The organism is Syntrophales bacterium, assembly GCA_023228425.1.
Taxonomy (GTDB): Bacteria; Desulfobacterota; Syntrophia; order Syntrophales; family UBA2210; genus MLS-D.
The window spans coordinates 58760-77816 of sequence record JALOBE010000006.1 but is presented as its reverse complement, the minus strand read 5'-3'; the positions used below and the strand labels follow the sequence as shown (position 1 = coordinate 77816).

General features: G+C 55.3%; 18 protein-coding genes. 15 read left to right on the top strand and 3 right to left on the bottom strand.

Annotated elements, in window-relative coordinates:
* Window positions 1-211: 211 nt before the first annotated feature.
* The 4 genes from M0Q23_03685 to M0Q23_03670 are packed head-to-tail and all read left to right on the top strand — an operon-like array spanning window position 212 to window position 3188.
* Entirely contained in the window at window positions 212-805 is a 594-nt protein-coding gene (locus M0Q23_03685) for a 2-oxoacid:acceptor oxidoreductase family protein (GenBank protein ID MCK9527748.1), read from the top strand.
* On the top strand, window positions 789-1082 hold the full coding sequence (locus tag M0Q23_03680) for a 4Fe-4S binding protein (GenBank protein ID MCK9527747.1): 294 nt from the start codon (window positions 789-791) through the stop codon (window positions 1080-1082). Before M0Q23_03685 ends, M0Q23_03680 begins: the two co-directional genes overlap by 17 nt.
* Window positions 1075-2289 (top strand): pyruvate ferredoxin oxidoreductase, encoded by a 1215-nt coding sequence (locus M0Q23_03675; protein ID MCK9527746.1) that lies wholly within the window; start codon window positions 1075-1077, stop codon window positions 2287-2289. Before M0Q23_03680 ends, M0Q23_03675 begins: the two co-directional genes overlap by 8 nt.
* Complete coding sequence (locus M0Q23_03670) at window positions 2286-3188, top strand: thiamine pyrophosphate-dependent enzyme (protein MCK9527745.1); 903 nt, start codon at window positions 2286-2288, stop codon at window positions 3186-3188. The genes M0Q23_03675 and M0Q23_03670 overlap by 4 nt, the downstream gene beginning before the upstream one ends.
* Window positions 3189-3718: 530 nt before the next feature.
* On the opposite strand, the gene smpB is transcribed toward M0Q23_03670, so the two are convergent.
* Together smpB and M0Q23_03660 are read right to left on the bottom strand one after the other, a co-directional pair.
* Window positions 3719-4195 (bottom strand): SsrA-binding protein SmpB, encoded by a 477-nt coding sequence (gene smpB, locus M0Q23_03665; GenBank protein ID MCK9527744.1) that lies wholly within the window; start codon window positions 4193-4195, stop codon window positions 3719-3721.
* Window positions 4192-5001 carry a hypothetical protein gene (locus M0Q23_03660; GenBank protein ID MCK9527743.1) on the bottom strand — a complete coding sequence of 270 codons (810 nt, stop codon included), beginning with the start codon at window positions 4999-5001 and terminating at the stop codon, window positions 4192-4194. Before M0Q23_03660 ends, smpB begins: the two co-directional genes overlap by 4 nt.
* Window positions 5002-5463: 462 nt before the next feature.
* Between M0Q23_03660 and M0Q23_03655 the strand changes: the two genes are divergently transcribed.
* The 11 genes from M0Q23_03655 (at window position 5464) to eno (ending at window position 16299) form a co-directional block, all read left to right on the top strand.
* Window positions 5464-7464, top strand: coding sequence for a hypothetical protein (locus tag M0Q23_03655; protein MCK9527742.1), 2001 nt, complete (start codon window positions 5464-5466; stop codon window positions 7462-7464).
* A gap of 23 nt (window positions 7465-7487) precedes the next feature.
* Window positions 7488-7958, top strand: a complete 471-nt coding sequence (locus tag M0Q23_03650) for a hypothetical protein (GenBank protein ID MCK9527741.1) — start codon at window positions 7488-7490, stop codon at window positions 7956-7958.
* A 25-nt stretch (window positions 7959-7983) separates the two neighbouring features.
* Complete coding sequence (locus M0Q23_03645) at window positions 7984-8571, top strand: V-type proton ATPase subunit E (GenBank protein MCK9527740.1); 588 nt, start codon at window positions 7984-7986, stop codon at window positions 8569-8571.
* A 6-nt stretch (window positions 8572-8577) separates the two neighbouring features.
* The gene (locus tag M0Q23_03640) at window positions 8578-9618 is read left to right on the top strand and encodes a V-type ATPase subunit (protein MCK9527739.1); all 1041 of its coding nucleotides are present in this window, start codon (window positions 8578-8580) and stop codon (window positions 9616-9618) included.
* Complete coding sequence (locus tag M0Q23_03635) at window positions 9615-9977, top strand: V-type ATP synthase subunit F (protein ID MCK9527738.1); 363 nt, start codon at window positions 9615-9617, stop codon at window positions 9975-9977. Before M0Q23_03640 ends, M0Q23_03635 begins: the two co-directional genes overlap by 4 nt.
* Before the next feature lie 81 nt (window positions 9978-10058).
* Window positions 10059-11819, top strand: coding sequence for a V-type ATP synthase subunit A (locus tag M0Q23_03630; protein MCK9527737.1), 1761 nt, complete (start codon window positions 10059-10061; stop codon window positions 11817-11819).
* Complete coding sequence (locus tag M0Q23_03625; protein ID MCK9527736.1) at window positions 11819-13213, top strand: V-type ATP synthase subunit B; 1395 nt, start codon at window positions 11819-11821, stop codon at window positions 13211-13213. The genes M0Q23_03630 and M0Q23_03625 overlap by 1 nt, the downstream gene beginning before the upstream one ends.
* 40 nt (window positions 13214-13253) lie before the next feature.
* Window positions 13254-13904, top strand: a complete 651-nt coding sequence (locus tag M0Q23_03620; GenBank protein ID MCK9527735.1) for a V-type ATP synthase subunit D — start codon at window positions 13254-13256, stop codon at window positions 13902-13904.
* Window positions 13894-14322: a DUF61 family protein gene (locus M0Q23_03615; GenBank protein MCK9527734.1), complete on the top strand. Its 429-nt coding sequence runs from the start codon at window positions 13894-13896 to the stop codon at window positions 14320-14322. Before M0Q23_03620 ends, M0Q23_03615 begins: the two co-directional genes overlap by 11 nt.
* A gap of 98 nt (window positions 14323-14420) precedes the next feature.
* Window positions 14421-14732, top strand: a complete 312-nt coding sequence (locus tag M0Q23_03610; GenBank protein MCK9527733.1) for a hypothetical protein — start codon at window positions 14421-14423, stop codon at window positions 14730-14732.
* A gap of 280 nt (window positions 14733-15012) precedes the next feature.
* A complete protein-coding gene (eno, locus tag M0Q23_03605) occupies window positions 15013-16299 on the top strand; it encodes a phosphopyruvate hydratase (protein ID MCK9527732.1) in 1287 nt (428 codons plus the stop codon).
* Between the two features lie 53 nt (window positions 16300-16352).
* Here the strand turns inward: eno and M0Q23_03600 are convergent, their stop codons facing one another.
* Window positions 16353-19040 (bottom strand): 1-acyl-sn-glycerol-3-phosphate acyltransferase, encoded by a 2688-nt coding sequence (locus M0Q23_03600; protein MCK9527731.1) that lies wholly within the window; start codon window positions 19038-19040, stop codon window positions 16353-16355.
* Window positions 19041-19057: the final 17 nt, after the last annotated feature.

Here is a 19057-nt window from a genome sequence, read left to right as displayed (position 1 = left end):
ATACCGATACAGGAGAACACAGTGACGATGATGACCGTGAACGAGCTGCTGTTGCAGGGTAATCTCGCTCTTACAGGACCCACATAGGGGCCTCGTCATCGCACTCGCGTACACACAACAGGATTAACCAGCACACACTCGATGAGGCCGCGGAACGGTACCGCGGCCTTTTTGTTTCCTTTTTGTTTGCGGCCTTTCGCCGCCGGGAGTCATGGTTATGTATGAAATCATCTGGCACGGACGGGGGGGACAGGGCGTGGTCATGGCGTCGGAGATCCTCGCCGAAGCCGCCTATTTTCAGGGCTACAAAGGCGTAACCTCGGCGCCGACCTTCGGTCCCGAGCGGCGGGGAGCACCTCTGACGGCATCCACGAGAATCGCCGACGAACCCATCAGGACCTTTTCGCAGATCGTCATGGCCGACATCGTAGTGGTCCTCGATGAGTCTATTTTTCGCGTGGCGGACGTCACGGGCCGACTCCGGGACGGGGGGATTCTCATCGTCAACAGCCCGAAGCCTCCGGACCGTTTCCGTCCTGATGACAAGCCGGGAGTCCTGACGGCCACGGTGGATGCCGTTCCCATCGCCCGCGAATGCGGCCTCAGCGTGGGGGGCGCGCCGGTGGTGAACACGCCTCTTCTCGGATCGCTGGTCCGGGCCTGGAACACCGTACGCCTGGAAAGCATAGAGCGGGGTCTGACCCTGAAAATGTCCGCCTCCGGAGCGTACGACAATGTGAAGGCGACCCGGCTTGCCTACGAACGAACTGTCCTGGGAGAAAGAACCAATGGAACAGAAGGATAGAAACATCTCCGGCGTCTGCACGCCCGCCATCGGTGAAGCGGGAAAAACAGGCGACTGGAGCGAGATGAAACCCATCATCGACAATGAAAAATGCATTCCCTCCGTGAAGGAAAAACCCGCATGCTTTCTCTGCTGGCTCTACTGCCCGGAAGGCGTGGTTTCCATGGCGATACCCGTCACGATCGATTTCGATTACTGCAAGGGGTGCGGCATCTGCGCCGAAGAGTGTCCCCCCAACGCCATAACCATGGTCCGGGAGGTGAGGATCGATGAGTAAGGTGCGCATCATAACGGGAAACGAGGCGGCGGCCCTGGCCGTCATCCTCTGCGAGCCGCAGGTCGTAGCGGCCTACCCCATCACGCCCCAAACCAGGATCTCCGAACTCCTTTCGGAATACGTCGAAAACGGCACGCTGAAAGCGGAGTACGTACGGGTGGAAAGCGAGCATTCCGCCCTGTCGGTACTCATCGCCGCCTCAACGGCGGGAGTGCGTACCTTCACCGCCACCAGCGCCAACGGCCTTCTCTACATGCACGAACAGCTGCACTGGGCGGCGGGATCGCGGCTCCCCATCGTCATGTGCTGCGTCAACAGGGGCGTGGCTGCTCCCTGGTCCATTTTCAACGACCAGCAGGACTCCATGTCCCAGCGCGACACGGGATGGATTCAGCTTTACTGCAGGAACAACCAGGAGATCATCGACACGGTGGTCCAGGCCTACCGCATCGCCGAGGAAATCTATGCCCCCGTCATGGTCTGTTACGACGGTTTTACCCTGTCCCACACCATGATGCCCGTGGAAATCCCCGAAGCCGGCGATGTGAAGCGGTTCCTGCCGCCCTACCGTCCCCACACCTTTCTCGATCCCGAGCGGCCCCGGACGATCAACCCCGTTTTCTTTCCCAACCGTCGTTACAACGATGAAGGCGTTCTCTGTGACGGCTACATGGAAATGCGCAGGAAGCTTCAAAACAGCCTGGAACGAGCCAAGGAAGTCATAACGGAAGTCAACAGGGACTTTGGGGAACAGTTTGGCCGTGACTACGGCGGCCTCATCTGGTCCTACCGGACTGAAGACGCCGACGTGATCCTGGCCGGCATGGGTTCCATCGCTGCCGAAACGACGCTGGTCGCGGACCTCCTCAGGAACGGAGGAGTCAAGGCGGGCGTTGTGGGGATCCGGTCCTTCAGACCCTTTCCCCGGGAAGCCCTTGCCCTGGCGCTTAAGCAGGCCCGTTTCATCATGGTCTTCGAAAAGTGTCTGAGTTACGGCTACGAGGGGGGCCTCACGTCGGATCTCAAGGCGGCCCTCTACGGGTCAGGCATCGACGCGCCGATAATTGATTTCATCGCGGGCCTCGGCGGCCGGGACGTCACGACCGACGATCTCCTCGAGGCCTCCACGGACGCCCTCGAGCGATATAACGCCGGAGACCGCGCCAACAGGACGGTATGGATCAACTGTCAGGGAGAAGAGGAATGATTCAGGAAAACTTTTTCAAAATCAACGAACGGGAGTACATACTCCCCGGAAACCGCGCGTGCCAGGGCTGCGGTCTTTCCCTGGCCTACCGGTATATACTGAAGGCCCTTCGGGAGAACACCGTCGTGGCCATTCCCCCGAGCTGCCTCTGTGTTCTGCACGGACTGTACCCGTTGACATCGGTCACCGTACCGGCCGTGAACAGCGCCTTTGCCGCCAACGCCTCCTGCGCCGCAGGCCTCGTGGCCGCCCTGAGGGCAATGAACCGGCCCGACGTCAATGTCCTCGCCCTGTCCGGCGACGGCGGCACTTACGACATCGGCATCCAGTCCCTGAGCGGCGCCGCCGAGCGCAACACGGATTTCATCTTCGCCTGCTACGACAACGAAGCCTACATGAACACCGGAACCCAGCGCTCAGGAGCGACCCCCATGGGGGCCCTCACCACCACAACACCGATTCTCACCAAGCGGGACCACAAGAAGGATTTCATCAAAATCATGGAGGCCCACAACATACCCTACATCGCCACGGTGTCCCCCTCGTTTCCCATCGACCTGTACGATAAATTCGTCAAGGCCGGTCGCATCAAGGGAACCCGCTACATTCAGATCGATACTCCCTGCCCTCCCGGGTGGGGCTACCCGTCGAAAGACACCGTCAGAGTCGGCAGGATGGCCGTTGAAACGGGCATCTTCCCGCTGCTGGAAATCGAGGAGGGCAAGCTCCGCTTCACGGGGCGAAGCAAGACCCTGGCGGAAAAGGGGAAGAGAACGCCCATCATTCAATACGTGGAACGGCAGGGACGGTTCAGAAAGATGAGCATCGAACAGCTCAACCAGATACAGGCCTGGGTGGACAAGCGCTGGAACGAGTTCGTGAGGCGCGCCGAGATGTGATCCCCGCCGCGGGGGTCGTCCTGTGGAAGCTTGAAATCCCCGGGAGTTCGTTCTGTGCGGGTTCGGTTCCCGCACCAGGTGCCAAACAAGACATGGGTGGTATGAAAGAACGGCAATCCGGCGACGGCGCGCTGGCATCAGTATGCCCTTCAGAGCAAACTGGATACGATTCGTCACGAGTTGTCGGCAATGCGCACCAAGGTGCGCGGCGGGCTGCCGCACCGGAAGAAAGAGGTACTTGCGGCGCTGTGCCGTCATTAACTCCGAAACTCCTGTTTATGGCCCGTGAAAGCTCCGATCGGAACAAGTCTTCTTGCCGATTGTGCTGGGGTGGTCGCTTTGGTTTCATGGGTATCATTTGCAAGCTTTCTTTGGTTTTCTTGGTGAACTCTTGCAAAAATATATGGCACAAAAACAAACATATATCAAGTTATATTATATAGATAGAATAATTTTCAGGACCGACTAAACTCAAAAAGATCGTCTCGCTCTGAGTAACATGTATGTATGAGGCAACGGGTTTGTGTCCCTCAGCGGTGCCGTTCTTTTATGGCCCGCTCCATCTCTCTGCGGTCCGTTTTTCTCTTGAGGTCTTCCCGCTTGTCGTAGAGTTTTTTGCCCCTGCCGATCCCGATCTCGATTTTTACCTTTCCATTTCTGAAATAGGCCCGTATGGGCACCAGGGTCAACCCCTTCTCCTGAAACTTCCCGTAGAGTCGCCTTATTTCCCGTTTGTGCAGCAGGAGTTTCCGGGTTCTGAGCGGATCGTGGTTGAATCGGTTCCCGTGGATGTAGGGACTTATATGCATGCCCTCGAGGTACACCTCACCGTTTCTTATGGTTCCGTAACTGTCCTTGAGATTGGCCCTTCCCTCCCGGAGTGATTTCACTTCTGTTCCCACCAGGACAATGCCGGCTTCGAAGACATCGCCTATGGCATAGTCGACATAGGCACGTTTGTTGCGGCATATCGGCTTTTCGCCGGTTCTGTCCCTCTTCTTTGTCATTCCATCTCACCGGTGCCGGACAGTTCCGCCTTTTTTTTCCGATCGCCACGCGGTTCAGAGGTTGTTCTTCTGAAGAGGTAATCGGGTTTTACGTGGCTCATGGATGTCACGATGTTATTGCGTATGTCTTTGTTATCTTTCTCGAGTTCCTTCAGAAGATCCTTGATATAGGCCCGCCGGGACGAGGGCTCCGTGGGACAGGCATTCTTTATGTGGGGAAAACCGCGTTCGGCGGCATAGCGTTTCACCGTGACCTCGTCCAGGCAGGCCAGGGGGCGTATCAGGTGATATTTCCCCCTGAAGAGTGACAGTGCCGGTACCATCGTGCTGATTTCCCTGCCATAGAACATGTTAATAAGGAGCGTCTCGATAATATCATCCTTGTGGTGCCCGAAAGCGATTTTATTGCATCCCAACTCCTCAGCGGCGGTAAATATTTCTTTTCTGCGCAGGCGTGAGCATAGAAAACAAGGATTTTTCCGGTTCACGTCACTGTGGGCGGTGATCCCTATATCTGTTTTTCTGATGATGAACTCCAGCCCGCGCTCCTGAAACATCCGTTCCACCCGGGTGCATCCCCTGTAATCCGGATCGAAGCCCAGATCTATGTGAACAGCGGCGATTTCGAAGGGCGGCAGGTGCAGCATGGGCGTGGACAGAAGGTCCAGCAGGACCAGGCTGTCCCTTCCGCCCGAAACACCGACCAGTACACGGTCCCCTTTTTCGATCATTCCGTAATCCAGAGCCGCCTTCTCAAGCCATTTTTTCAGGTGCAGAAACAGGCGGGTATCTTTTTTTTCCTCCACTCGGCACTCTCCTGTGAACCGTGGCGGGTTATGCTGCCTTATAGCAGAAACGGGGTCCATCAGCAAAGAATATAGCATCATCACCCTGTGGGCCGGTGGGGTTGCAGCAGGCCTGTGACCGCGGGTATAGCATCAGAATTACTGATATAAATGGTGCCTCCGCCGAGATTTTTTCATTTTTTTCGAAAATACTTGACTTTTATAAACTTTATATTAAAACTATAGTGGCATTTCTTTTTTTTCATAGGCTGACTTGGTAAAAAGCCTCCTTCTCTCGTTCTTTGAACCGAAAGCTCTCCAGAAATGCACCATGCTTCTGGAAGCGTAATGTTTCAAAAGACCTGATTCGCACATTCAAACGGAACGTTGCTTGAGCCTCTCATAGATTTTTGTGGCAGATGCTGAAAGGAAACCAGAGGGTTTCCTGAATATGTCTCTAGCGGCATTGGGGAGTCCAGTCTTATGTCAGCAATTTTCATTAACACTCCTGAACCCATGATGCGGGTCAGGGTAATAGCCATTAAAGACCAATCACAACAAACCCTAGAAAGACTCCAGGACTTGGGTGTTCTTCATATCGAAGAAGCCTCCGACCTGGGTCCCGTTGATCGCGAGCGCATCGAAAACGAACGGCGCCGCATACGTGAATCCATCAATCTCCTCGACGATATCATCTCGTATCTTCCGGAACCCCGGACAGTCTACGTGGGCGACGCGGGAACCCGGGACACCCTGCCCCATGTCATCGACGCCGTAGGTAAGCTTCATCAGTCCCTGTCGCGGGTGATCAAAAAATATAACCTGCAGAGGGAAGAACTCAATCGTTCCGAATTGCTTGACAGGTACCTGAGCCGGCTGGCAGAGGAAATCAACCCCGTCGTCAAGGATCTTCACTATTCCGGCGATTTCCTGTTCAGTAACGTTATCGTTCTCACAGATGAAACCTTCAGGATCTTCAATGACAAAGTCGGTGGACAGCTGCTTCAGAATGTTTCCCCGTCGACCGAAGACGGCATGGTGGTGTGTTTTTTCATAACCGGGGCCGATTCCGGGAAACAGGTGGAGCAGGTAATAAAAGACCTGGGTATAAGCGTTCTCGACATACCGGATCATGATCTCCCCCTGTCGGAATTCATCGTTCAGAACCGCCGTGACATTGCCGGGAAGCTCGAAGAATCGGAACGGCTCCAGAACGAAATTCGGGAGGGGATCAGCGGTGAACTGGAAAACATAGCTCTCTTCAGAGAGATACTTCTGGCCGGGTTCGGACGGTATACGGTCCTTCTCCAGGCGGCCGAGGCACAATACGTCAGCCTCGTCGAGGGCTGGATCCCCGAATATGCGGCAGGAACGATTGAGCGGGATCTCAAGGAGGCTGTGGACACTGTTTTTGTGGAGATGATCCGGCCTGTCGCCGTCGACAGACCGCCCACGAAACTCAAAAACATAAAGGGAATTCAGCCTTTTGAAGTAATTATCCGCCTTTTCAGCCTCCCCCGCTACGGTGATTGGGATCCCACCCCCAGTGTTGCCTATTTCTTCGCGTTCTTCTTCGGCATCATGCTGTGCGATCTGGTGTACGCCCTGGGTTTGCTGCTCATGGCCCGTTTTGTCCTTGACAAGATCGCGGAAGACCCTGATTCGGAGGGGACGAGACTCTTCAGGAGAGTGCTGTACATATGCGGTACCGTCACGGCTGTGTTCAGCATCCTTTCCGGGGCATACCTGGGTGATTTCCCACAGAAATTTTTCGGAATCGACCTCGCGTCCCTGGCGGTGATCCTGACGGTTCAGAACGTTCTGTCGAACCCCATATTTTTTATCATTCTCGCACTGGTCATCGGAGTAGTGCACCTCAACATAGCCCACGTGCTGGGGCTGATACGGGCGGCAAAAGAGAGGGATCGGGGAACTATTATTAATAAAATCGGGCTGTTCTTGGTTCAGATTTTCGGCATCCCCTACATTGTTTTTGTTCTGTTCAAGATCCCCATCATCCCCGTCGATGCCGCGGCCTATGCCGCCTTCCTGTATGTCATACTCTTCGGGATCGTACTCCTTATCATCGGTTCCTTCATGTCCATGGGGGCGCTTGGTTCCCTTTTCTGGATCTTCGATCTCACGGGTGTCCTGGGGGACATCATGTCCTACTCCCGGCTCGCCGGAGTGGGGCTCGCCACCTCGTACCTGGCGTCATCCTTCAATCTTCTTTCGGGATGGGTCGCTGAAATAGCGATCGCCGTGATTCCCGGATTCCCCGGCAAGGCGGCGGGTTTTCTTGTCTGCATGGTTCTGCTCATCATGTTTCACGTGTTAAATATGCTGTTGAGCAGCCTGGCCTCATTCATACATTCGCTCAGGCTCTGCTTCGTAGAATACCTCCTCAAGTTTTACGAGGGGGGAGGACGGGAGTATACGCCGTTTCACATGAGATTTCGTCGAGAGGTCGTTCTGGGCAAATAACCTTGAAGGAGAGGTGTACGACAATGACTTTGATTGAGGGTTTGGCTATTTTTGGAGGCGCCATGGCGCTGGGGGGCGGTCTTGCGGGATCGTCAATAGGTATTGGCAACGCGGCATCATCCGGAACGGCTACCTTGTCGGAAGATCCCGGGCAGCTCAGGAACGTCATCGTCCTGGCTTCGCTGCCCATGACCCAGAGTTTCTACGGTCTTATCATCCTCATCATCATACTTACCGTTGTCATTCCAAATCTGGCCGATGCGGCAATCGGCGCCGGATTTGCCGTTCTCGGCATCGGCATAATGGGCGGACTGGCACAGGCCTTCTCAGCCATGTTCCAGGGTTCCGTCTGCGCCTCGGGAATCGCCCTGCTACCCAAGACGCGGGGAAGAATCCTGACGGTTTCCCTGATGCTTGCCGTCTTTGTCGAACTTCTCGGTGTTCTCGGGCTCGTTTTCAGCATCATGGCCCTGAGCCTGCTGGGACTCATGTAATTACAGATACGTAAAGGTGATACTCATGGAAACGAAAGAAATACGGGAAGCTATCCTCAAAAAGGCGCGCGATGAAGCCGAACGGATTGTTGCGGAAGCTCAGAACAGGGCGAGCGCCATACTTGAGCAGGCCCGAGATCAGAAAAAAAAACTCCTCGAGGAAGAAAAACAGAAGCGAATTGCCGGGGCCAGGCGGGAAGCGGCAAAAATCCTCGCCCAGTCGACCCTGAAAGAACGACAGACGGTTTTACGGGAGAAAGACGATGTCATAAATACAATCATTGCCCGGGTGCGCGACGAGCTTGAAAAGAGTATTCTGAGCGCCGCCGAGGCGAGAATACTTCTCAAGGAAATTGTTGATGCCTTTGAAAGTGATGGGGAAATACAACTCTTCGTAGCTCCCAGGGATCGTGAAACCATCCTGAACGTCGTCCGCTCGGACGATGCCCTCAAAAAACAAGTCGCGGATATATACGAAAAAGACATGCTCGGCGGCATCATAGCCGAAACGACCGACGGTATGATCAGCATCGACAACAGCTTCGAACGAAGGCTGGAGATGCTGATACCCAAAATACTGCCTGAAATCGGGCAGACACTTTTCGGGAGCTGAAAACCATTGAAGCTTGTCAGCCCTTCCTATTCCTTTGCTTCAGCCTATCTCAAGGGCGAGGAAGCACGCTGTGTAACGTCGGATCACGTGGAGGGCATGCTCCAGCGGACCTCGACGGTACGGGAAGCCATCGAAACCATCAGGAGTACCGACATCGGCGACCACCTCTGGGAACAGCCCGTGAACAGGATCGACGAACTCGACGAGGCGCTGTGGGATTATTTGCGTTTTTGCCGAAACCGCCTCGCGGCATTCAGGTTGCCCCGTGACATGGCCCTGCTGATGGACCTGTACCTCAGGAAGTATGACCTGTTGAACGTGAAAATCGCCCTCAGGAAAGTAACCGGCAAGGAACTGCCTCCTCCCGTTCCCATGGGTGACATCTATGAGCTGGGCTACCTCGATGAACTCATGATGGCTGAAACTGTCAGGGACATTAACGAGGTTCTTGTCAAGGCAGACTTCATTGACTATGGCGATGTTCTTGAAGGCATCAGGGATCTGGACCGCCGCTCCCTCATTGACGGTGAAGCCGGGATCGACAACAGGTATTTCAATCACCTGTTGCATGCGGTTTCAGATATGATCGACGGGGCTATTCTGGCGACGGCGCTGATCACCATCATTGACAGCACCAATCTGTCTCTTCTCTTCCGGTCCTCCTTCAGGAAAACGGATACGTCCAGCGAGTTTTTTCTTCTCGGCGGGCAGGCATTTCCCGAGGCGACCCTCCGTGAGCTTCTTACGGTGAAACCGCTGGAGATAACAGCACACCTCGAAGGAACCGATTACGAGCTGGCGGCCCAGGAACTTGTCAAACTCTACGATAAAACGGGGATGATAGATGCCGTGGACCGCGTTGTCGAGAAACACAAATACAAGGTCCTGCAGGATCTGCTGTCTCCGAGGGTACTTTCTCCCTGCAACCTGTTGTGGTACTTCCTGCTCAAGGAACTCGAAATACGCAACGTGCGGCTGCTTCTGAAAACAGTCAATGACGGCGTGGAACCGTCAGAAACACGCGACTATCTGGTGATGCTATCATGAGAATACTGCAGGATCTGGAAATAGCGATAATCGGCACCGATGACCAGACATCACTCATGAGGCTGGCCGGAGTCGGCAAGTACTGCCGTGTGGAGGAAGACAGCGGCGTGGATCTTCGAGAAAAAATCCGGATCGGCTTTGAAACGTTTCTCCAGGACCGGTCGGTGGGGATCATCATGATTCCCGACGACTGGACCGTTCACGTGGCTGACATGCTGGTACGGATGAGGCAGGCGCGGGGCGTCCCGAAGAAAGCGGTTATTGAATATCCGCCGGGCCTGAGGACGGAACCCATGGATGTGAAATCCTTTTACAAAAATTATACCAAGAACCTTATCGGTTTTAATGTGGAGATATAGAACCCCCAGGCTGGACAGTCATGAACCGGTACCGGGCTCGATAATCCGGTAACAGTAAAACAACAAAGTGAGGCGAGACAAATGGGGAAAATCTGGAGAATTTCAGGACCGGTCGTAATTGCCGAAGACATGCGCGGTTCACAGGTCTACGAGGTGGTCGACGTGGGCGACGACCGTCTTACCGGAGAGATTATCGGACTCGAAGGGGACAAGGCCGTCATCCAGGTGTATGAAGACACGGCAGGACTGCGCGTAGGCGAACCGGTCACGGGAACGCAGGAAATACTCATGGTCGAGCTCGGCCCCGGCATGGTGGGGAATATCTATGACGGGGTCCAGCGGTCGCTGGTGACCATGCAGGATGAAATCGGAGATTTCATTGTCCGGGGAACCCGTACCCCCCCCCTTGACAGAGACAAAAAATGGCACTTCACTCCCACCGTCAAGGCCGGTGATACCGTGCGGGAGGGTGATATCATCGGAAGCGTTCCGGAAACAGGCCTCATAGAGCACAAAATCATGATTCCCATAGGTCTTGAGGGTACTATCAGGGAAATTAAAGAAGGGCACTTCACCATAGAAGATACCATCGCGGTCCTGGAAAACAACGGAGACCGTCGGGAGCTGACCATGGTGCAGCGTTGGCCCGCCCGGAAGCCCCGCGTTTACAAGCGTCGTTTCGATCCCATCGATCTCCTGGTGACGGGCACGAGAATCATCGACTATCTCTTCCCTCTTGCCCTGGGTGGAAAGGCGGCAATTCCGGGAGGATTCGGCACGGGGAAAACGGTCAATCTTCAGCAGATGGCCCGGTGGTCCCAGACGCATCTTAATATCTACGTTGGCTGCGGTGAGCGGGGGAACGAGATGGCCGATGTTCTCCACAGCTTTAAGCAGCTGAAGGACCCCGCAACGGGGAGGATGCTCCAGGAAAAGGAAATATTCGTGGCCAACACGTCGAACATGCCCGTTGTCGCCCGCGAAATCAGTATTTTCATCGGCATCACCATGGCTGAATACTTCCGGGACATGGGTTATGATGTTCTTCTCGTGGCTGATTCAACGTCCCGCTGGGCGGAGGCCATGCGGGAGATCGGCGCCAGACTGGAGGAAACGCCCGGCGAGGAGGGTTTTCCCACCTACCTCGGATCGCGGCTGTCCATGTTCTACGAACGTTCAGGACGGGTTGAGTGCGTAGGAAGCCCGGAACGTATGGGATCGGCCACGGTCATCGGTTCCGTGAGCCCTCCCGGAGCGGACTTCAGTGAACCCGTTACCCAGGCCACGTTGAGAATAATCGATGCTTTGTATTCGCTCGACGTCGCGCTGGCCAACAAGCGACACTTCCCCACGATCAACTGGCTCCAGAGCTACAGCCTGTATGCCGATTCCGTGGACCTGTGGTGGAACAGAATCAGTGACGAATACAACGACGTGAGGAACAAGACACTGACCACCCTCCAGAAGGAGGCCGATCTCGAAGAAATCGTGCGACTCGTGGGACCGGAAGCCTTGCCCGAAGACGACAAGCTGCTGCTCCTGGCGGCTCGAATGATTCGGGAAGACTTCCTGATGCAGAGCGCCTTCCACCCCGTGGACACCTACACCGAACCGGAACGAACGCACAGGATGATCAACGCCATCATCAAGTTCTATGACATGAGCAGGGAGATGGTTGAATCGGGCACGCTCGTCGGCGAAATAGCGGCTCTTAACGTGAGGCAGCGGATATCCCGCATGAAAGATATTCCCGGAGAGGATTTCGACCGGTACGTCGAAGAGCTTCTGTCGGATATCGAAAAAAGCAGAAGCACCGGCTATCAAGAAGGAGGAGGCACGTGATGGAGGCTCCGCAACTCTTTACTCGACAAACAAAGGCAATCGCCGTGGCTCGGCGGTCACTCCTGGTAATCGAGAGTATTCCGGGGATTCGGTATGACGAGGTGGTTGACGTTCAGCTCGGCAACGGCGAGTTGAGGACGGGCCAGGTTATCGAAGTCGGAAAGGAAACGACCGTCGTCCAGGTTTTCGGAGGCGTCAGCGAGGTCGACCTTCTTGAAAGCAAGGTCATCTACAAGGGCGAGACCCTGAAACTGCCCGTTTCCCCGGACATTCTGGGGAGGATCTTCGACGGCAGCGGAAACCCCATAGACGGCGGCCCCCCCATCGTTTCCGACGCCTATCTGGATATCAACGGCATACCCGCCAACCCGGCGTCCCGCATCCCGCCCGCTGAATTCATCGAAACAGGTATTTCTGCCATGGACGGCCTGAACGTTCTGGTCAGAGGGCAGAAGCTGCCCATTTTCAGCGGTTCGGGCCTTCCCCACAACAAGATTGCGGCACAGATTCTGCGGCAGGCGTCCCTGAAGGGCAAGGCGGAGGAGTTCGCTATTGTCTTCGGGGCCATCGGTGTCAGCTACGATGACGCGGGCTACTTCATTTCCAATCTCGAAGAAACAGGTGCCTTGAGCCGTGCCGTGGCTTTCATCAATACCGCGTCGTCACCGGTCATCGAGCGGCTTTCAACCCCTCGACTGGCGCTGACGGCGGCCGAGTACCTTGCCTGGGAGCGGAACATGCACGTCCTGGTCATCCTGACGGACATCACCAACTACTGTGACGCCCTGCGGGAACTGGCGGCCATGCGCGGCGAGATACCGAGCAGGCGTGGATATCCCGGATACATGTACACCGACCTGGCGTCACTCTATGAGCGGGCGGGCCGAATCGAGGGGAAAGAGGGTTCGGTTACCATTCTTCCCATACTGACCATGCCCGATGATGACATCACCCACCCCATCGCCGATCTGACGGGCTACATCACCGAAGGCCAGATCGTTCTCTCCAGGGCACTGGAGCGGAAACGCATATATCCGCCCATCGACGTCTTCCTCTCCCTCTCGAGAATGATGAAGGAAGGCATCGGCGAAGGGAACACTCGGGAGGACCACAACAATGTCTTCATGCAGTCCTACGCCATGTACGCCGAAGGCAACTATCTTCGTGAAATATCCACAGTGATCGGCTCAGAAGCCCTGAGCGACCGGGACAAGACCTATCTCGAAGTATCAGAACGCTTCGAAAAGGAGTTCATTTCCCAGGGAGAGTTCGAACGGCGCTCCGTAGAGGAGACCCTGGGGATCGGCTGGAATCTCTTTTCCGTGCTGCCTGTTGAGGATCTGAAGCTCATCCGGCAGGAGTACATTGACCGGTACCTGCCGAAGAAGGGATGACCTCCCGGCGGGGATATGGTGAAAGGCGGAACAACGGTTTATGGCTGTCAAGATACAGGTAACGCGACCGACAAAGATGGAGCTGGCCCGCCTGAAGCGGCGGCAGAGGCTTGCAAAGCGTATTCAGAAAATCGTGAAGGACCGGCTTTCCCTCCTGATCATGGAATTTCTGCAGACGGTCAAGGAATGCGCCGCCGTCCGGGAGCAGCTCCTCGCGGAATTTGCCGAGGCCTACAAGGCCTACTCCATCGCGTCGGGCTATCATGGAAAGGTTCCCCTGGAGAAGGAAATGGCCCTTACGGCGATGCCCTTCACCGTCAGCGCGGGAACCAGGAACGTGGCGGGGGTCAAGCTGCCCTTTTTCGAGATCGAAAGAGGCGAGGGAGGAACGGAGAGGATTCGGAACCGTATCGACGGATCGGCAGTTCTTGACAGCAGCATAGAACAGTCGCGGAAGTGCCTTGAAACGATCATACAACTGACGGAACTCCAGAACTCACTGGATCTCCTGGGTACGGAAATAAACAAAGTGAAGCGGGTCAACAATGCTTTGGAATTTATCGTTATTCCGGCACTTGACGTGACAATTCGCTACCTGAACATGAAATTCGAGGAGCGGGATCGTGAGGAAACGGCCCGGCTCAAGTATGTGAAGCAGCTTTTGGAGCGCAAAGAAGCCCATGCTTACTGATGACAGGATGCGTGAAACGCCGGCGGAACGATATCTCTTTGATGAGTTCAGGGCCATCAACGCCCATGTACCGCGGCGTCGCAAAAGCCTGGCGGATCTGCTTGAAGAAAAACCGCCCCACATTATGTGCGGTGACGGAAGCGCCCATTTCTTCAAAAAAAAAGAGCTGGCCCTCCTCGCGGGCATGCTTGACCGGGAAGAATCGAATGATCTGATGCTGCCCATGATTATCGAGGTGTCGTCCGGGGAGAGCGCGATGGCCATCCCTTCGCCGAAGGGAATTGAAGCCAGGGTGTTGTCGAACATTCTCGGCATGAAACTGTCCCTCACCGGGGGCAGGGTCTTGATCTTCAAAGCCCAGTTGGGGCGGATACGCACGATCTTGAAGACCTGCACCCAGTATGTTTTCATACCCTGAAAGGAACAGACCGTGAGCGTCCTGTTCTCCCTGTCCGCCGTGTCGGGGGACGACAGGGAGAACAGTGGACAATTCAAATACAGTAAGGAGAGTAGCCTATGACCGCGGACACCTATACAAGTATCAGGGACATCGAGGCTGAAGCGGAAAAAATCATACATGAGGCCAGGGCCGAGGCGCAGAAGGCGATCGATGCCGCCCGGACGAAAGCCCGGGAAATTATTTCCGTCGAACTGTCCCTGGAGGACGTTGCCGACCAGGAAAAAGAGATTGTCGCCCAGGCCGAGGACGAAGCGCGCAAGAACATGGAAGAAGCCGAGCTTCGGGCAGCGAAGCTCAAAAAAATCGCTTCCGGAAAGATCGACAGCGTCGTCCGGGATATTCTCGTCCATATGAAGGGCACGTACTAGGGCACGTACTGAAGACCGCGACGAGGTCAATGGCCACTTCGTCGGTTGCCCGTTCCAAAGGATCGCATGACAATCCTGACGACCCCGTACAAAGCCGAAAAACGTCCGATGCGGGACGGCTTTGTAAACGGGTCCCGGAGAAAGAGGCGCACACGGGGCGCGTCTCGGTGACGGGTGATGCGCTCCAACCAGACATCCTGCCTTGTCAGGGAGTCGTCTTTTCTTGAAATAGCACTCAAACAGGTGTAAGAAATCCCCTAAAAAAAGGCGGAGTGGCACCATGACTGAAATCGTTGACGTATCCGCACGTGAAATCCTTGATTCCCGAGGGAATCCGACCGTGGAAGTCGATATTACCCTCAGTTCCGAAATCATGGGCAGGGCTTCGGTTCCGTCGGGAGCTTCAACGGGTGAACACGAAATGCTGGAGCTGCGCGATGGCGACACCGGCCGTTACGGCGGCAAGGGTGTTCAAAAGGCCGTGCGAAATATTATTGAAAGGATCGGTCCTGAAATAACCGGCATGAACTGCCTGGACCAGAGAGCGATTGACCTGCTGATGATCGAACTTGATGGAACTCCCAACAAGAGCGGTCTCGGAGCCAATGCCATGCTGGGCGTTTCCCTGGCCTGCGCCAGGGCGGCGGCTGAAGTGCTCGGGCTTCCCCTCTATCGCTATCTCGGCGGAGTCTCCGCGTGTGAACTGCCCGTTCCCATGATGAACATCATAAACGGAGGGCAGCATGCCGACAATAACGTGGACATACAGGAATTCATGATCATGCCCCTGGGAGCGCCTTCCTTCAGGGAAGGACTGCGCATGGCGGCGGAAGTCTTCCACAGCCTCAAGTCTGTTCTGAAAGAAAGGGGATATAACACCGCCGTCGGAGACGAAGGAGGCTTCGCGCCGGACCTGAAGTCTAATGAAGAAGCCCTGATGGTTATCATGGAGGCCGTCCAACAGGCCGGGTATGAACCGGGAACCCACGTGGCTATCGCCCTGGATGCGGCGGCAAGTTCTTTTTACCGGGAGGGGCGATACGTCCTTGCGGCGGAAAGGAAGTCCGAACACTCGGCGGAAGAACTCGTCGATTACTACGAACGGCTCGTCTCGCGCTACCCGATCGTCTCCATCGAAGACGGCCTGGCCGAGGACGACTGGGATGGCTGGAAACTGCTGACGGACAGGCTGGGCGGACAGATTCAGATCGTGGGCGATGATCTCTTCGTCACCAACAAGGAACGGCTTGCCAGGGGGATCTCCCGTGGCGTGGGCAATTCGATTCTCATCAAGCTCAACCAGATAGGGACTCTGTCGGAAACTCTCGAGACAATCCTGCACGCCAGAGAGGCGGCCTACACAACGGTCATTTCCCACCGATCGGGCGAAACGGAAGACACCTTTATAGCCGACGTGGCCGTAGCCATGAATTGCGGGCAGATCAAGAGCGGTTCTCTGTCGCGGAGCGAACGGCTTGCGAAATACAACCGTATCCTCAGAATCGAGGAGGAACTGAGTTCAGCCGGCATCTACCGCGGCCGGGCGGCGCTGTACTGCATCATGTAGCGCGGGGCCTGGAAGGGGGGGAAAACGCGTATCGCTCCCGCCGCGCCGGTATTTCAGCGGGGGGATACGAACTTGAACAGTTTCTGCCGGATCGTCTCGAGCCGGCTCCGGTCTTCGTTGAGGACAACTGTTTTTGTTTCCCTTTTTTTCTCCCGCTTTCGGCCTCCCTCGACACTTCCCGAGGAAACGGTGACGACTCCGGCATCGTTGAGGAAACGGAGGGCCCCCTGGTAATTCGGCGGTGAGAGGGCTTCCTCCCGGGCGATCTCTCCCTTTTTATACATCTTCATTCCCAGTTTGTGGGTTTTCCTGAGAAGATCGCGGTCACTCCGCTCCTTGTTTTTCAGGTACGAACTTCCCCGGAGAACGATCCAATAGGATTCTATATAGTTCTGTATCAGGCCCGCGAAGGGCGCGAGGCTGATTCTGCCCCTGCCCGTGATGATCAGACGCGATGTTTCATCGAAGAAATGATCCCGGGCGACCATGCCGCGATCGGCAAGGTACAGCAGGGTTTCCCGTATTTCTTCGAGGTCGTCGCTTTCGTCATCGAATATGAATTCATTCCAGAACAGCCTTTTCAGAAACCGGTAGTCCTCCATGACCCGGGAGAGGAGAATGGTATCCTCGTCACTGGAAAGGATCGAGGCGGCCACAAATGAAATGGGCAGGAAAAAGTGCAGTATGGTGTTCTTGTAATACTCAAGCCCCATACGGCGACCACTTTCAACAGAATAAATGATCTCGGCGAATTCCTCGTCGGGCTCGTCATCCTCATCGATGCCCATCTTCGATATGTTCCCCGATGATTCAAAGAAGTTGAGGGCTTCGGTTATGGCATAATCGATTCCAGCGAAGGTCGAGGAAAAGCAGACCTTCCGATGCTCGAGGTAGTCATGCAACTCGTCAATGATGCTTCTGAGATCGTCGTGGGCGATGCCCCGCCGGTAGTGCCCGAGCAGTGCCGCCGCCACCAGAGCGAAGGGCGTCACCACGGATACGTCGTTGATCCTGTGGGCGATCTCGTAGCCCATTTTCCGGTACAGGCTTTGCCGTTCCTCGGTGGTCCGCTCCTCTATGGATGGATCGGCCCGGTCCAGGTATTCCTTGATCTGTATCGGTTCGCCGATGTTGAGGTACACCCGGCCGTAGCGTTTCTTGAGCACACGGCTCGACTTGACGATGCCCGCCGTGGATTCCTTCTTCTTGACTCCGCCGCCCAATTCCTGCAGGTAGGATTTTTCTTCTATGACCTTGTCATATCCTATGTACACGGGAATGATGGCGATATCATCACAGGCCTTTTCGCGGTATGCCTGGATTACCATGGAAAGAAGGCCGTACTTGGGCATGACCATCTTGCCTGTCCGGCTCCGGCCCCCTTCAATGAAGAACTCGAGGGGATGACCTTCCTGCAGAAGCACTTTGATGTACTTTTCAAAAACCTGTGCGTAGAGCCTGTTCCCCGCGAAGGTCCTTCTCAGGAAAAAAGCACCCGACCGTCTGAAGATATGTCCGATAGGCCATACCAGGAGGTTGTTCCCGGCGGCGATGAAGGGAAGCTGAATATTGTTGTAATAAAATATGTAGTGAATCAGGAGGTAGTCGATGTGGCTGCGGTGGCAGGGAACAATGACAAAGGGCATTTTTTTTGATATTTCACGTATTTTTGCGAGACCCTCCCGGTCGATAACGACACCGTCATAGATGTTGTTCCAAACCCAGGTAAGGATCCGGTCGAGGACGGCGATATAACTGTCGCGATAGTCGGCGGCTATTTCATGCAGGTAACGGGAGGCTTTCCGCACCACATCCTGCAGTTCACTGCCTTCCTCCTCGGCGATTTCCTGCATGACTCGAACCATCTCTACATCCCTGAGAACCTGGCCGACGATTTCATCACGTGATTTAAGCAGAGGGCCCAATATTGAGCGCCGTTCGGCATTGATCCTGGAAGTAATTTCCTGCCGGAGCAGGTTCGACAGGATTCCCGGCGACGCGTTTCTGTTCTCTGCCATAAATTGTTGAAGGTCGATGGGTTTGCAGGAAATAACGGCGGCTTTCCGGGAGAATCGGAAGAACAGGACGGACCGGCGGACAGGACCGGGGTTGTCGGAAGGTCCGAAGAGAATCTCCATGAAACTTCGCACTTCCCGCTCCCTTCTCCTGCCGTAAACGACGAGTTGGGGAACGAGAAAAACAGGCGCGGTCATCTCAGGCTGGGCTTCGATAAGCTGAAGAAGGGGGTCTTTCGGGTAGGGGCTGCTGACATGGGCGGAACCCCGGACATAGATGAGGCTGCTTTTCCCCTCAGTGGTGATCCGCTTGAGGTACTTGTTCCTGTAAGGATTGTTGATAATTCTCGAGACCAGTGTTCTGATCGCCTTTCGGTACGGTTGCCAGAGGAGCATGCCGGTTCCGTGGCAGTAGGCCGGTGGATCGATATCGTTCCCGGCAAGCAGGCTGCGTATGATAAGGCAGTTGAGCTGGCTGCGGTTTTTAAGACTGTATACGACGATACCCCGTGTCGAAAGGTCCTTCAGGGTTTCAACATCCTCCTGCGCTATGGTAACCCGTGACAGCATTCGGTCCAGGATCCAGAAGAACGGATACCGGGTCGGAGCGGAGAGTTCCCCCTCGTAATGCTCACCGGCCCGGCTGATCCACCGGTACAGGCGTGACAGCAGCTTCCGGGAGGGATAATCCCCTCGTTCTATACGATGCGTCAGTTTTTCGAGCACTGTCGGCTCCTCGTTGT